General features: G+C 72.7%; 12 protein-coding genes and 1 tRNA gene. 8 read left to right on the plus strand and 5 right to left on the minus strand.

Going from position 1 to position 13,701, the window contains the following annotated elements; all coding sequences use genetic code 11:
• Window positions 1–62 precede the first annotated feature (62 nt).
• A tRNA-Arg gene (locus tag AC3A3L_RS06955) sits at window positions 63–135 on the plus strand.
• A 54-nt stretch (window positions 136–189) separates the two neighbouring features.
• Here AC3A3L_RS06955 and AC3A3L_RS06960 read toward each other — a convergent pair.
• Window positions 190–1,932 (minus strand): M28 family metallopeptidase, encoded by a 1,743-nt coding sequence (locus tag AC3A3L_RS06960; RefSeq protein WP_487639270.1) that lies wholly within the window; start codon window positions 1,930–1,932, stop codon window positions 190–192.
• A 170-nt stretch (window positions 1,933–2,102) separates the two neighbouring features.
• Here AC3A3L_RS06960 and AC3A3L_RS06965 point away from each other — a divergent pair, with 170 nt between their 5' ends.
• Window positions 2,103–2,648 (plus strand): hemerythrin domain-containing protein, encoded by a 546-nt coding sequence (locus AC3A3L_RS06965; RefSeq protein ID WP_487639271.1) that lies wholly within the window; start codon window positions 2,103–2,105, stop codon window positions 2,646–2,648.
• Here AC3A3L_RS06965 and AC3A3L_RS06970 read toward each other — a convergent pair.
• Window positions 2,645–3,139 (minus strand): MarR family winged helix-turn-helix transcriptional regulator, encoded by a 495-nt coding sequence (locus tag AC3A3L_RS06970; protein WP_487639272.1) that lies wholly within the window; start codon window positions 3,137–3,139, stop codon window positions 2,645–2,647. The two genes, AC3A3L_RS06965 and AC3A3L_RS06970, sit on opposite strands and share 4 nt — an antisense overlap.
• A gap of 104 nt (window positions 3,140–3,243) precedes the next feature.
• On the opposite strand from AC3A3L_RS06970, the gene AC3A3L_RS06975 reads away from it, so the two are divergent.
• Genes AC3A3L_RS06975 through AC3A3L_RS06985 form a run of 3 tightly spaced genes read left to right on the plus strand, consistent with a single transcriptional unit; the run spans window position 3,244 to window position 5,240 of the window.
• The gene (locus AC3A3L_RS06975; RefSeq protein ID WP_487639273.1) at window positions 3,244–3,762 is read left to right on the plus strand and encodes a VOC family protein; all 519 of its coding nucleotides are present in this window, start codon (window positions 3,244–3,246) and stop codon (window positions 3,760–3,762) included.
• Complete coding sequence (locus AC3A3L_RS06980) at window positions 3,759–4,394, plus strand: alpha/beta hydrolase (protein ID WP_487639274.1); 636 nt, start codon at window positions 3,759–3,761, stop codon at window positions 4,392–4,394. Before AC3A3L_RS06975 ends, AC3A3L_RS06980 begins: the two co-directional genes overlap by 4 nt.
• Window positions 4,395–4,412: 18 nt before the next feature.
• Window positions 4,413–5,240: a nucleoside hydrolase gene (locus AC3A3L_RS06985; protein ID WP_487639275.1), complete on the plus strand. Its 828-nt coding sequence runs from the start codon at window positions 4,413–4,415 to the stop codon at window positions 5,238–5,240.
• A gap of 4 nt (window positions 5,241–5,244) precedes the next feature.
• Here AC3A3L_RS06985 and AC3A3L_RS06990 read toward each other — a convergent pair whose 3' ends face one another.
• Together AC3A3L_RS06990 and speB are read right to left on the minus strand one after the other, a co-directional pair.
• Complete coding sequence (locus AC3A3L_RS06990) at window positions 5,245–5,421, minus strand: hypothetical protein (protein ID WP_487639276.1); 177 nt, start codon at window positions 5,419–5,421, stop codon at window positions 5,245–5,247.
• Between the two features lie 98 nt (window positions 5,422–5,519).
• Window positions 5,520–6,530, minus strand: coding sequence for an agmatinase (gene speB / locus AC3A3L_RS06995; protein WP_487639277.1), 1,011 nt, complete (start codon window positions 6,528–6,530; stop codon window positions 5,520–5,522).
• Window positions 6,531–6,616: 86 nt separating this feature from the next.
• Between speB and AC3A3L_RS07000 the strand changes: the two genes are divergently transcribed.
• Both AC3A3L_RS07000 and AC3A3L_RS07005 read left to right on the plus strand, forming a co-directional pair.
• Window positions 6,617–9,307, plus strand: a complete 2,691-nt coding sequence (locus AC3A3L_RS07000) for a hypothetical protein (RefSeq protein ID WP_487639278.1) — start codon at window positions 6,617–6,619, stop codon at window positions 9,305–9,307.
• A 94-nt stretch (window positions 9,308–9,401) separates the two neighbouring features.
• Window positions 9,402–10,703: an aspartate aminotransferase family protein gene (locus tag AC3A3L_RS07005; RefSeq protein ID WP_487639279.1), complete on the plus strand. Its 1,302-nt coding sequence runs from the start codon at window positions 9,402–9,404 to the stop codon at window positions 10,701–10,703.
• A gap of 51 nt (window positions 10,704–10,754) precedes the next feature.
• Here AC3A3L_RS07005 and AC3A3L_RS07010 read toward each other — a convergent pair whose 3' ends face one another.
• Window positions 10,755–12,503: a sulfatase-like hydrolase/transferase gene (locus AC3A3L_RS07010; RefSeq protein ID WP_487639280.1), complete on the minus strand. Its 1,749-nt coding sequence runs from the start codon at window positions 12,501–12,503 to the stop codon at window positions 10,755–10,757.
• Window positions 12,504–12,650: 147 nt separating this feature from the next.
• On the opposite strand from AC3A3L_RS07010, the gene AC3A3L_RS07015 reads away from it, so the two are divergent.
• Window positions 12,651–13,694, plus strand: coding sequence for a formylglycine-generating enzyme family protein (locus tag AC3A3L_RS07015; protein ID WP_487639281.1), 1,044 nt, complete (start codon window positions 12,651–12,653; stop codon window positions 13,692–13,694).
• Window positions 13,695–13,701 lie beyond the last annotated feature (7 nt).

Here is a 13,701-nt window from a genome sequence, read left to right on the forward strand (position 1 = left end):
CGCCCACCCCCACGCCGTCGGCTATCCTCGTCAGGTCCTCGCGCCGCTGGTGCGAACGACGGGCGCCTGTAGCTCAACGGATAGAGCATCTGACTACGGATCAGAAGGTTTGGGGTTCGAATCCCTACAGGCGCGCAGATCGCAGAAGCCCCAGGTCAGCCCACTGACCCGGGGCTTCTGCCGTTCCTGCTACCGGCGGACCGGGTTCCCGTGGCCGCGCCACTTGTAGTCAGGACCAGCCTTGCCGGACCTGGCCGCAGCCTTGCGCGACTTGTGGACCTTCGCGCTGAAGGGGTCCTTCGACGCCGCGAAGTAGTAGACGGCGTAGCTGGCCGCGCCCGACAGCTCGGCGAGGCCCTTGGTGGCACCTCCCGCCATCGCCCGCTGGGCGGCAGCCTTGTCAGCATCGGTCCCACCGGGGGCCAGACCCTCAGCGTCGAGCGGCGGCACCCCGGTCAGCACGGTGATGAGGTCGTCGCACAGCTGGTGGTAGCACGGGTCGTACCACGAGCCTGCGGCGCCGCCGTAGACCGCGGCCTCGGCCGCCGTCTTCACGCCCTCGGCACCGGCGAAGACGCCGCCGGCCGGGATCCCGCGGTCGGTGAAGCCGACGTAGTCCGACCGGCCGTCGAACGGCACCCGGGCGCTCTCGAGCCCCTGCGCGGTGAACCAGTCGTCGAAGACCTGCTCGACCTTGCCCGAGCCCTCCGGGCCGGCGGGGTTGTCCGGAGCTGCGTTGCCGTCGCCGTCGTACACGAAGCGGACGTAGTTGGCCGAGGCGAGCATGTCGTAGTCGAGCATCACGTCGATCTTGTCGACCTCGGCCTGGCTGAGGTTGTGGGCGTAGTAGGTCGACCCGACGAGCCCGTTCTCCTCGGCGCCCCACCACGCGAACCGGATCTTGTTGCGGAGCTTGTAGTGGCCCGACGCCAGCTCCTCGGCCTGGGCGAGCAGCGTCGCCGTGCCGGAGCCGTCGTCGTTGATGCCCGGGCCTGCCTCGACCGAGTCGAGGTGCGCGCCGACCACGACGACGTGGTTCGGGTCGCCGCCCCGCGTCTCGGCGATCACCTGCGGCAGGAAGCGGTCGGTGAACGTCCCGTAGACCTTGAAGTCCACGGTCGGGTTCTGGCCCGACTTGTAGGCCTGCAGCAGCTCGTTGCCGAGGGTGTAGCTGGTGATCACCGCGGCGATGGTCGCCGGCGGGTCGGGCTGGTTGTCGACGAAGATCGGGTTCTGCCGGGCCGGGGTGTTGCCCTCGTTGTAGATGATCACGCCCGTGGCCCCGGCTGCCTGCGCGAGCGACCACTTCGTGACGAAGGCGCACGTGCCGCGCTGGACGAGCGCGACCTTGCCCGAGACGCCGGCGTAGTCAGCCTCCGCGCAGCCGCTGGCCGAGCCGCCCGTGGGCGGGTCGACGATGCCACCGACCGGGAACACGGGAGCGTTGGTCAGCTCCACGGTCGGCGAGTTCGCCATGGTGATGAAGTCCGCGGTGGGCTGGTCGCTGTCGGCCGCGTCGCCGGGGACGTACGTCTTGGGCGTCGGCGCGACCCTGTTGAGAACCGGCGGCTGCGTCTCCGTCCAGACCGGGTAGTTGAACTGGTTCACCTGCGGTCGGTAGCCGGCGGCGCGCAGCGTCGACACCACGTAGTCGAGCGACTCCTGGTAGCCGCTCGAGAACACCTCGCGCGTGTTGTCGTTGAGGGACGCGATGCGTTGCAGGGCGACCTGGTGCTGGGTGATCTCCGGGACGGAGACGCCCTTCACGAACTTCCTCGCCTGCGGGTTGCTCGGCGTGACACTGTGGGACGAGTGGCCCGGGTGTGCCCTGGTGGTGGCGGTCTGGACGGCGCCTGATCCGGACGAGGCGGCCGCGGTGGCGAGCAGGACAGAGGTCGTGCTCGCGATCAACAGCTTGGACGCAGTGTTCATCGCTCCCTCTCGGGCGGCCGGCGCACGTGTTCGACCCGATGCCGAAGCGGGTCGGCTGCCAAATCGAGAATCTAGTGACGGGCCGAGGACGCGCGGTATCCCCTCGATGAGGCAACTTGGGGCAACCGGAGGGCAACGCGTGGCAACGTCGCGGCCGTAGGCTCGCCCGCGTGCCGCCCATCGATGACGCCACCCGTCCACGGGTCGCGGGCTCGGTCGAGCTCGAGCCGCGCCAGCGCGCGGCCGGTGACCACCTGCGGATGATCCACGACCACTTCCGCCACCAGCTGGAGACCCTGACCCGGGCCGTCGACGCCCTCCACGAGGGCGCGGGTGACGTCGATGTCGCAGCCGTGCGCGCCGGCGTGCGAGAGCTGGCACCGTCGCTGACGGCGCAGCAGGTGGCCGGGCTGTGCGGGCAGGTGTGCCGCTTCCTGACGATGCACCACACCATCGAGGACCAGAACATGTTCCCGGCGGTCGCGACGATGGAGCGGTACGCGCCGGTCGCCGAGCGGCTGGCCCAGGAGCACGTCGTCGTCCATGCCCACCTGGAGCGGGTCGACGACCTGGCCGTCGCCGTGCGCTCCGACCCCGCTCGCGTCGGCGAGCTGGTCGCCGCGGTCGCGGACCTCCGGGCCGACCTGGAGTCGCACTTCGCCTACGAGGAGACCGAGATGTCCGAGCCGCTGGGGCTGCTCGGGCTCGGCACCTAGCCGGCGCGCTCCGGGTCGTAGAGGGCGGTCATCCGGCCGTCGGGGTCGAGCCGGGACAGGAGCGCGTCGCCGATCTCCCTGAGCTGATCGAGCTGCTCGCGGGTCAACGGGTCGAGGACGTGGCGCCGCACGGTGTCGACGTGGCCCGGCGCCGCCTCGACCACCGCGTCCCAGCCGGCGGCGGTGAGGCGGGCGTTGGTGGCACGGCCGTCCTCCGGGCAGGGGAACCGCTCGACGAGCCGGCGCTCCTCGAGGCGTCGTACGACGTGGGAGAGCCGCGGGAGCGTGGCGTTCGTGCGCTGCGCCAGGCCCGTCATCCGCAACGTCCGGTCGGGGGCCTCGGACAGCATCGCGAGCACCAGGTACTCGAAGTGGGTCATGTCCGACGACGTGCGCAGCTGGGTGTCGAGCACACCGGGGAGCAGCTCGACGACGGCGATCAGGCGCAGCCAGGCCTCGCGCTCGGCCTGGTCGAGCCACTGGGTGTCCATGCCCCAAGGATAGCGATTACTTGATGGGACAACCAATAACCTAGGCTGTTGCTTGCCGCAACAACCACGGATCTACGCGAGAGCAAGTACGAGGAAGTCCACCGATGACCGTCAATGCCGTCCGCCTCAACCACGCCGTCCTGTACGTGTCCGACCTCGAGCAGAGCATCTCGTTCTACTCGCAGGCGTTCGGCATGACCGTCATGGCGCGCGAGCCCCGGGCCGATGCCGCCTTCCTGCGCCTCCCCCGCTCGGGCAACCACCACGACCTCGGCCTCTTCGGGGTCGGCGCGCAGCCGCCGCGACCCCGCGGCGGCCTGGGGCTCTACCACCTCGCCTGGCAGGTCGACACCATCGAGGAGCTCGAGCAGGCCCGGCTGACGCTGGCCGAGCTCGACGCCTACACGGGCGAGTCGAGCCACGGCGCCACCAAGAGCATCTACGGCAAGGATCCGGACGGCAACGAGTTCGAGGTCATGTGGATGCTGCCGAAGGCCGAGTGGGGCGACTACGCGGACTCGGCGCCCGTCGAGCGCCTGGACCTCGCGGGGGACGTACGCCGGTGGGGTGGGGTCCGGACGGCAGGTGAGCTGGTCCCGCTGGCCGCGGAGGACGTGCGATGAGCTCGGCCGCCTTCGCGCCCCCGGCGGTCTCTCGTCGAGGGTCCACCGACCCCGCGGCGCCGTTGGTCGTGCTGCTGCACGGCCGCGGCTCGGACGAAGGACAGATCATCGGCCTCGCCGAGCACCTGCCGGCGGGACCGGCGTACGCCGCCGTGCGGGCGCCCATCGCCGAGGGCGACGGCTACGCCTGGTTCGCCAACCGCGGCATCGGGCGACCCGTCGCGGAGTCGCTGCGCAGCACCATGGACTGGTTCCGCGCCTGGCTCGACGAGGTCGCGCCCGCCGGGCGCCCCGTGCTCCTCGTCGGCTTCAGCGGGGGCGCGGCCTTCGCCGGCGGCCTCGTGCTGGACGACCCGGCCCGGTACGCCGGAGCCGCGATCCTCTACGGCACCCTCCCCTTCGACGCGGGCGTCGCGACCCACCCCGGGCGGCTGGCCCACCTGCCGGCCTTCGTCGCCCAGGGCGAGGCCGACCACGTCATCCCGCGCGAGCTGCTCGACCGCACGTGGCGCTACCTGCTGACCGAGTCCGGTGCCACGACCGTCGCGCACCGCGGGCAGGGCGGCCACCAGCTCACGGCCGACGCGGCCCGCCAGCTCGGCGACTGGATCGACACCGTCCTGGCCGGCTGAGCCGACTACGGTGGGCGCGTGAGACGGGCCGTCCTCGACGTGGACACCGGGATCGACGACGCGCTCGCCATCCTGTACACCGTCGCGAGCTCGGCCCTCGAGCTCTGCGGGGTGACGACGGTGGTGGGCAACGTCCCCGCCGACGTGGCCGCGCGCAACTCGGCGGCCGTCCTGGCGCACGCGGGCGTGGGCGACGTACCGGTAGCGGTCGGCGCCACCCGCACCCTCTCCGGGACCGGACCACGCGACGGGCCGACGAACCACGGCCCCGACGGGCTGGGCGGTGTGCGCCTGCCGGCCGGCGCCGATCCGTCGTACGGCGACCCGGCGGACGTGCTGCGCGCCGCGGCCGCCGGCGGGGCGATCACCCTCGTCGGGCTGGCGCCCCTGACCAACGTCGCCGGGCTGGCAGGGACGGCGTCCGACCTCGTCCTGGTCGGCGGCGAGCTGGCCACCGAGGAGCCGCCCGAGCTCAACGCCGGGCACGACCCGGCGGCCACCGCGGACGTCCTGGCCGGCGACCGGCCCACGACCCTCTACGTGGCCGACGTCCTCGAGCGGGTCTCGGTCCCGGCTGCGGACGTCACGCGCCTGCGGGGATCGGCGCGTCCCGCCGCCCGCCTCGCCGGTGAGCTGCTGACCGTGCGCCGGGCGCACCTGCTCGGCGACGCCGGAGCGCTCGTGCTGCTCACCCACCCCGACCTCTTCCGGGTCGAGCCGCGTCGCATGGGGCTGGCCGGCGGCCACCTCACCTCCACCGACGACGGCCGGCCGCTGGACGTCGTGGTCGATGTCGACGCAGGGGCCGTCACGGACGCGTTCGTCGAGACACTCCTGGCGTACTGACGGGTCAGTGCGGGAGCGGGTGGTGGCCGTCGCCGTGCGCGTGGCGGGCAGTGAAGCCCCGCTGCTCGCGGTTGGCGGCGAGCAGGAACAGGCCCATGCCGATCACGAACAGGACGGCCAGGGCGAGGAACAGGAGCGCGGCCATCGTGGGCGACCAGTCGTGCTGGGTGTACTGGGACATCGGGACCTCCTGGACTCGAGGGTTTCCTCCCAGCATCCGCGCCTCGAGGCGATGCCGCTAGGTCCAACGGCCTGTGTCCTTCGGGACGGCCGTGCCGCTCAGCGGTCGAGCAGCGGGCGGGCGGGGTCCCAGGTCGTGCCGTCGCGCTCGTCGCGCCGCTTGCGCGCGATCGCCGACAGTGCCTCGAGGACCACGCGGTTCGCGAGGGCCGCCGTGATGTCGGCGTGGTCGTAGGGCGGGCTGACCTCCACCACGTCGATCCCGACGACGGGCAGCTCGAGGCAGATCCGGCGCACGGAGTCGAGCAGCTCGCGCGCGGACAGCCCGCCGGGCTCCGGGGTGCCGGTCCCGGGCGCGTGGCCGGGGTCGCAGACGTCGATGTCGACGGACAGGAAGACCCCCTCGCACTCGTCGGCCGCGATGCCGAAGGCCTCGGTGAGGCACTCGGCGAGCCCGCGGTGCACGATCTCGGTCATCTCGTAGGACCGCATGCGCTCGGCCGCCATCCAGTCGAGGGTCTCGGGACCAGGCCAGTAGCCGCGGAGCCCGACCTGGAGGAAGCGGTCTCCGCGCAGGGCTCCCGACTCGATGAGCCGTCGCATCGGCTGGCCGTGCCCCCACAGCGAGCCGAACTCGATGTCGCCGGTGTCGGCGTGGGCGTCGAAGTGGATCATCGACACGCGGCCGTGGCCGAGCACGTTGGCCACCCCCTTGGCGTCGGGGTAGGCGATGGAGTGGTCGCCGCCGAGGACGACCGGGATCGCGCCGGCGCGGGCGACCTTCTCGACGGCCGCCTCGAGCCGGCCGAGGGTGGTCTCGATGTCGCCGGGCGGCAGCTCGACGTCGCCGGCGTCGACGACCTTCAGGTCCTGCAGCGCGTCGGTGCGCAGCGCGAGCGAGGGCCGCGAGCCGTCGTGGGGCAGGTAGTCGGTCATCCGGATGGCCTGCGGCCCGAAGCGCGTGCCCGGCCGGTGCGACGTACCCCCGTCGAAGGGTGCGCCGACGACCACCACGTCCGCGTCGGCGTACGTCGACTCGTCGTCGAGGTCGCACTCGGGGACGCCGAGGAAGGTGATGTCGGGGCCGAACTGAGCGCCGTAGCGAGCCATGCACCGACTCTAGGGGCGACACGGCGCGCATCCCACTGCGACGGCACCGTCCTTCCTACGCTGGAGCGAGCCCCGAGGAGAACGACGTGCCTCGTCCTGCCACCGCCCGTGTCGTGGTGGTGGTGTGCGCCCTGACCGCCGTGCTCGGCGCGGAGGCCGGCACGCTTCCCGCCACGCGGCCGTCCCTCCAGCCCGTCGCCTCTCGCGCCTCGACGTCCGAGCCGGCTCCGGAGCCAGCGGCGATGGCGACGCGGACGGCCGAGCGCGCCCCGGGTCGGGGCATCGTGACCGAGCAGCAGCTGCGCGCGGCCTGGTCCGACCCGATGCGCACCCGGATCACGCTCGGGGCCGACATCGTGCTGCGCGACTGCCTGACCGGCGACCCGGTCCGCGAGTCCCCGCACCCGCTCGTCCTGGACGGCCGGGGGCACACCATCCGCCAGGCGTGCTTCGAGAAACGCGTGCTGCGCCAGGACGGGACGGGGTGGCTCGACCTGCGTGACGTGACCCTCACCCGTGGCGGGTCGGACGGCCCCGGTGCCGCCCTCATGTCGCGGGGCGAGGTGATGCTCCGCGACTGCGCGATCGCGCAGAACCTCGCGGAGGAGCCGGGCGGCGGGGTCTTCTCCATGCGTCGCGTCACCGCCCACCGATGCCTCGTCTCCGGCAACCTCGCCAATGACGACGGCGGCGGCATCTACGCCCGGCGGGGCGGCGTGCAGGTCTACGACTCGGTGCTGTCGACGAACCTGGTGGACGGGTCGGGTGGCGCCATCGCGTCGACCGGGGACATCGTGGTGGTGCGCAGCAAGGTCGACGGCAACACCACCGACGGTGACGGTGGGGCGCTCTACGCCGACGAGGACGGCGACGTGGTGGTGGTGGAGTCCATCATCGACGGGAGCGACGCGGACGGCCCCGGTGGCGCGATCTTCACCCTCGACGGCGACGTCGCGGTCTACGACTCGACCCTGATCGGCAACCGCGCCGACGACCGCGGCGGAGCCATCTCGGGCGAGTCGGACGTGGTGGTGATCAGCTCCACCATCGCTCGCAACCTCGCCGTCGCCCACGCAGGCGGAGGCGTCTGGGCGCGGGGCCGGCTGGTGATGGTCAACGCCACCGTCACCAACAACTACGCGGAGGGCGAGGGCGGTGGCCTGCTGTCAGCGGGCCGGATGGACCTCTACTACACGACCCTGACGGACAACATCGCGCCCGTGGGCGGCGACCTCGGCACGGCGAAGGTGCTCACCAGCTTCGCCAGCATCATCGGGCCACCCCAGACCGAAGGGGTCACCGGAGACACCATCCCCACCCGGCGGGCCTGTCGCGTCTACCGGGGCCGGTCGCTCGGGCACAACTTCGGGAACGACGACACCTGCGGCCTCCTGCACCGCACCGACCGCACGGGTGACAGCCCGATGCTCGACCCGCTCGAGGACGACCCGCACGGGTTCGTGCTCGTGCCGCAGGCGGGCAGCCCCGTCCGTCGCCAGATCCCCGCGCGGGCCTGCCTGCCCCGGCTGCCGCGCCCGCTGCCGGCGGTGCGGCTCCTGGATGGCTGGGTCACGTGGAAGGACGTCCTGGCACACGACGCCGTGGGCCGACCGCGCGGCCGGGGTGGTCGGTGTGACATCGGCGCCATGCAGTCCCTCCGCGGTGCACGGCGACCGCCCGCCGCGCCGGCACAGACGGTGCCGTCCGGGCACGTGGGTCCGTACGACCACCCGTCCACGCACCACCGGCCGGCCGTCCGCCCGTCCCTCTGGCGTGAGGTCCCCCGCCGGCCTTCGGCCCCGGGAGGCGGTCCGGCCGCAGGGCTGGCCGAGATCGCGGCCCGCCTCGCCCCGATGGAGGGGAGCACCCGGCGGTTCGACGAGATGCGCGAGTGCATCGACCTCGTCGGCGTCTCCCAGGAGGGCGACCTCCGGCACCGCTGGGGCTACCTCTACGACGAGCGCGACGGGACCGGGCTCGACCAGCGGACCGCGTTGGCCCTCGAGAGGCGCGATCCGGCGTGGAAGCTGCTGCAGCTCGACACCAGTCGCCCCTGCCTGAGCCGGCCCGTGGACCCGAACGGCACCGGCGCGGACGCACGACCCGTCCTGTCCACCGTCACGGACGAGCAGCGCCGCGGCCGCACCGGCCGGCTCCGGCGGCTGCAGGCGAGGCTCGACCGGCTCCGCGACCGGACGCGGGTGGTCGAGGCCGGCGCCAGCCGGTTCGACCGATGGGTGTCGTGCCTGGAGTGGCTGCCGGTGACGGAGTCGGGTCACGACCAGTCGCGCCTCGGCTACCTGCGGACCGCCTCCCCGCGAGCCGGGGCGGCGATCGACCTCGACCGCGGCGAGTGGGACGACCCGGACTACCAGCTGCTGGCCTTCCGCGCCGGCGTCGGACCGGGATCCGCGGCATGCGCACCAGACCCCGGCGAGGCAGCCGATCGCGCGGCCCCGTCGCGGACCACGGCGCCTCGCGGCTGGGAGCAGCTGCGCCGCGACGTCGCCGAGCTGGCAGCCGACGTCGAGGACCTCCTGGAGCCCGTCGGCGAGATCACCCGGTTCGACCAGTGCGCGTACACCGTCGGCGCGACCTCACGGGCGGACTACCGGTTCCGCACCCGCGACGGACGCATGCGTCACCGCAGCGCGCTGGCGTTCGACATGCGCGGCGCCCGACTCCCCGCGCGGAGCTTCCTGGCCTTCCCGGGCGAGGAGCCGCCGGAGGTGGAGTGCAACGAGGACGCCGAGCTCGGCGACTCCGACGACGACTGAGCCGGCCGGTGCCCGTCGCGCAGGCCCTTGGGGTCTCGCGCGGGACCGCGTCCTTTGCCAGTCTGTGCGCACGCACCGAGAGCGGGAGGCCGACATGGGAGCCGACACCTTCTGGCAGGACGCCGAGCAGCACCTCATCCGGTACGGCGGAGGGTTCACGCCGCGGGTGATCGCCCGGGCAGCCGGGTGCTACGTCTACGACGAGCAGGACCGCGAGATCCTCGACTTCACCTCCGGCCAGATGAGCGCCGTCCTGGGCCACTCCCACCCCGAGGTGGTGCGCACGGTCGCCGAGTCGATCTCGACGCTCGACCACCTCTACTCCGGGATGCTGAGCCGCCCGGTGGTCGAGCTGGCGCGTCGTCTGGCCGCGAGCCTGCCGGAGCCGCTGAGCCGGATGCAGCTGCTGAGCACCGGCGGCGAGGCCAACGAGGCGGCGATCAAGATGGCCAAGCTGTCGACGGGCCGCTACGAGGTCGTCGCGCTCGACCGGTCCTGGCACGGCATGACGACCGGCGCCGCCGGTGCGACGTTCTCCGCCGGCCGCCACGGCTACGGCCCGCCTCCCGTCGGCAACCTCACGCTCCCCGCACCCGACGCCTACCGCTCCCCCTTCCGCCACCCCGACGGCAGCCACGACTGGGAGACCGAGCTCGACTACGGCTTCGCCACCCTCGACCGGCAGTCCTCCGGCAGCCTCGCCGCCTGCCTGGTCGAGCCGATCCTGTCCTCCGGCGGCATCCTGGAGCTGCCCGAGGGCTACCTCGCGCGGCTGCACGAGCGGTGCCGTGAGCGCGGGATGCTGCTGGTCGTCGACGAGGCGCAGACCGGGCTCGGCCGCACCGGCACGATGTACGCCGTCGAGCGCGACGGCGTGGTGCCCGACATCATCACCCTGTCCAAGACCCTCGGCGCCGGGCTGCCGGTCGCGGTGGTGGTGACGTCCGCGGAGATCGAGGAGCGCTGCCACGAGCGCGGGCACCTCTTCTTCACCACCCACTCCTCCGACCCGCTCGCAGCGGCCGTCGCCCTGACGGTGCTGGACGTGGTCGAGCGCGACGGGCTCGCGCACCGCGCGAAGGTGCTCGGCAAGGAGCTCGGTGACCGGCTCCTCGACCTGAGGGACCGCTACGAGGTGGTCGGCGACGTCCGGGGTCGCGGCCTGCTGCAGGGCGTCGAGCTGGTCACCGACAAGGAGACCAGGACCCCGGCGGACGCGCTCGGACGGGCGGTCACCGCGGCCGCGCTGGAGCTGGGACTCCACATCAACATCGTGCAGCTGCCCGGGCTGGGCGGGGTGATCCGGATGGCACCGCCGCTCACCATCTCGGAGGCCGAGCTGCACGACGGCGTCGACCGGCTCGAGCAGGCGATCGCCGGGGCCGTGGCGGGCTGAGGCGCACGACGGGCCCGGACGCACGCGTCCGGGCCCGCTTGTGAGCAGCCGCTACGGCCGGGGCAGCACGAACGGGACCTGCTGGCCCGGGGTGACGGTGATCGTCTCCCCGCGGCGTCGGGTCACGGTGCCGTTGGCGTAGGTCTCGCCGGTGACGTCCTCGATCACACGGGGCGGCTGGCCCTGCCGGAGCGTCGCGAGCGGCGCGTCGGTCTCGTCGAGCCAGGTGATCAGCTCCTGGCCGAGGCGGTGCGTGAGGCCCGGCTTGTCGGCCGCGAGGTCGGTCGTCTCACCGATGTCGGCCTTGAGGTCGTAGAGCTCGAAGGCGCCGTCGGTGTAGTCGTAGTAGAGCTTCCACCGGCTGTCCCGGACGCTGGAGAACGGTCGCGACTGCACCTGTCCCCCGAACCGGACGTATCCGGGCACGTGGTGGAAGTGGTCGCGGTTGATCCTCGTGCCCTTGCGGAAGGCCGGCTGCAGGTCGACGCCGTCGAGCGTCACGCCGGCGGGCAGCTCGGCCCGCGCGTAGGACGCGAGCGTCGTGTAGAGGTCGGTGCTGTTGACGATCGTCTCGTTGGTCCGCCCGCCGCCGCGGACGAGGTCGGAGCCACCGCTCCACACGATCCACGGGACGCGCACGCCGCCCTCGTACTTGAAGCCCTTGTCCTCGCGCAGCGGGCCGTTCCAGGCACCGGCGTCGACGGGGTCCTCCTCGCCGCCGTTGTCGGAGGTGAAGATGACGAGGGTGTTGTCGGCGAGCGGCTTGCCCCCGTTGCGCGGGTCGGGCGTGGTCTCGAGGTAGTCGACGATCCGCGCCACCGACTGGTCGACGCCCTCGGTCAGTGCGGCGTACGACGGCTTGGCGGGCGCCGTGCCCGGCGCCTTCGCGCGGTACTTCGTGAGCAGGTCGGGACGGGCCTGGGCGTCGTTGACGGGGAAGTGCGGCGCGAACTCGCTGACGAACGCGAAGAACGGCTCGTCCTTGGCGCGGTCGATGAAGTCGATCGCCGCATCGGTCTGTGCGTCGGTCACGTGCTTGTCGGTGCCGACCAGCGCGTCGAGCTGGGCGTCGCTCACGCCGTGGCTGTAGGGCGCGATGTTCCGGTCGACGTAGTCCTGGGTGTAGTCGGCCGCGAACTGGTCGAGGCTGGGCGACACCGAGTCGTTGAACTGGTCGTTCGTCGCGAAGTAGTAGGTCGCGTGCGAGTTCTGGCTGCCGCCCCAGTTCTCGTCGAAGCCGTGGCTGGCGACGATCTCGGCCGCGGATCCCGCTACGTGGAACTTGCCGGAGTAGCCGGTGGCGTAACCCGCACGCTGCAGGGTCTCGCCGATGGTGGTGTTGCCGACCGGGATCGCCGAGCGGCCGTCCTCGGCGCGACCGTGCGGGGCCCCGAGCAGCGGGTCGCCGGCCTGGCCGGCGATCCCGCTCACCGCGTAGGTGTTGTTGGTCGGCCGGACCGCGTACTGACCGGTGTGGAGCGCGGTGCGGGTCGGGCTGCACTGCACGGAGGCGTAGGCCTCCGTGAAGCTCTGGCCCTCCGCCGCGAGCCGGTCGAGCTGCGGAGTCTCGTTGTAGTCGTTGCCGTGGCCCCCGTTGACCAGCCCCGTGCCGAGGTCGGACCAGCCGAGGTCGTCGGCCATGACGAAGACGAGGTTGGGGCGCGGGGCCTGGGACGGTGCCGAGCTGCCGGGCGCGGCGGTGGCCGTGCCTGCCTGCGTGCCGCCGAGGACGGGGGCGACGCTGGCCAGGGTGAGGACGGCCGGCGCGGCGATGGCCGTGAACAGCTTCCGAGAGGGCATCGAGCGGTTCCTTCTGTCGAGGTCGGAGTAATACATGTTTCCCACTCAACTTAGTGCCTTTGACGAGCGCAGTCGCCAGTGGTCCGAGGGGTGAGTCGTCGAGCCGCCAGGTTCTCCGCTGCAACTCGACTGACCTACTGTGGTTTCGTGACCACCCCGAACGACCCCGGTGAGCGCCGCCCGCTCCTCCCCCTCGTCGACGGCGGGCACGAGCACCGACCGACGACCGGAGCTGCGTCCTGCTGCGCCCCGACGTCCGGGCGGTCCGAGACAGCGCAGGAGGCGAGCTTCCCGGCAGGCCAGCGCAGCACCCGCGGCCAGGTGCGGGTCCCGGGCGCGACGTTCTGGATGGGCGACAGCCACGGGGACGGCTACGTCGCCGACGGCGAGGGACCCGTGCACGCGGTCCGCGTGTCGCCGTACCTGATCGACACCAAGGCCGTGACCAACGCCCAGTTCGCCAGCTTCGTGAAGGCCACCGGCCACGTCACCGAGGCGGAGCGCGACGGCGTCTCAGCGGTCTTCCACCTCGCCGTGCAGGCCGCCCCGGCGGACGTCCTCCAGCGGGCAGCGGGTGTGCCGTGGTGGCTCGCCGTGCGCGGTGCGGACTGGCGCCACCCGGCCGGGCCACGCTCGGACATCGGCGACCTCCAGAACCACCCCGTCGTGCACGTCTCCTGGCGCGACGCCCAGGCCTACTGCCGCTGGGCCGGCAAGCGGCTGCCCACCGAGGCCGAGTGGGAGCACGCCGCCCGCGGCGGCCTCGACCGCGCCCGCTACCCGTGGGGCGACGAGCTCACCCACGGCGGTCGCTGGCGCTGCAACATCTGGCAGGGCGACTTCCCCCGGCACAACACGCTCGAGGACGGCCACCTCACCACGGCACCCGCGACGGCGTTCCAGCCCAACGGCTTCGGCCTCCACAACACGGTCGGCAACGTGTGGGAGTGGTGCCAGGACGCGTTCCGCCCGACGGAGTACGCCGACCGCGCCGGCGCCGAGCCCGTGGACGACCCGGTCGCGGCCGAACCGGGCGACACCCCCGACGGGCTCGTCAGCCGGGTCATGCGCGGCGGGTCCTACCTGTGCCACGACAGCTACTGCAACCGCTACCGCGTCGCGGCCCGCTCCTCGAACACCGCCGAGTCCTCCTCGGGCAACATCGGCTTCCGCTGCGCCAACGACGCCTGACCCGCTC

Source organism: Nocardioides sp. Soil_C_8, assembly GCF_057656315.1.

Excerpts from the sequence above, each read along its gene's own strand:
- AC3A3L_RS06990 (WP_487639276.1), bottom strand. The coding sequence starts at position 5,421 with ATGTCCCAGTACACCCAGCACGACTGGTCGCCCACGATGGCCGCGCTC.
- AC3A3L_RS06980 (WP_487639274.1), top strand. The coding sequence starts at position 3,759 with ATGAGCTCGGCCGCCTTCGCGCCCCCGGCGGTCTCTCGTCGAGGGTCC.
- speB (WP_487639277.1), bottom strand. The coding sequence starts at position 6,530 with ATGGCTCGCTACGGCGCTCAGTTCGGCCCCGACATCACCTTCCTCGGC.
- AC3A3L_RS06975 (WP_487639273.1), top strand. The coding sequence starts at position 3,244 with ATGACCGTCAATGCCGTCCGCCTCAACCACGCCGTCCTGTACGTGTCC.
- AC3A3L_RS07005 (WP_487639279.1), top strand. The coding sequence starts at position 9,402 with ATGGGAGCCGACACCTTCTGGCAGGACGCCGAGCAGCACCTCATCCGG.
- AC3A3L_RS07010 (WP_487639280.1), bottom strand. The coding sequence starts at position 12,503 with ATGCCCTCTCGGAAGCTGTTCACGGCCATCGCCGCGCCGGCCGTCCTC.
- AC3A3L_RS06960 (WP_487639270.1), bottom strand. The coding sequence starts at position 1,932 with ATGAACACTGCGTCCAAGCTGTTGATCGCGAGCACGACCTCTGTCCTG.
- AC3A3L_RS06970 (WP_487639272.1), bottom strand. The coding sequence starts at position 3,139 with ATGGACACCCAGTGGCTCGACCAGGCCGAGCGCGAGGCCTGGCTGCGC.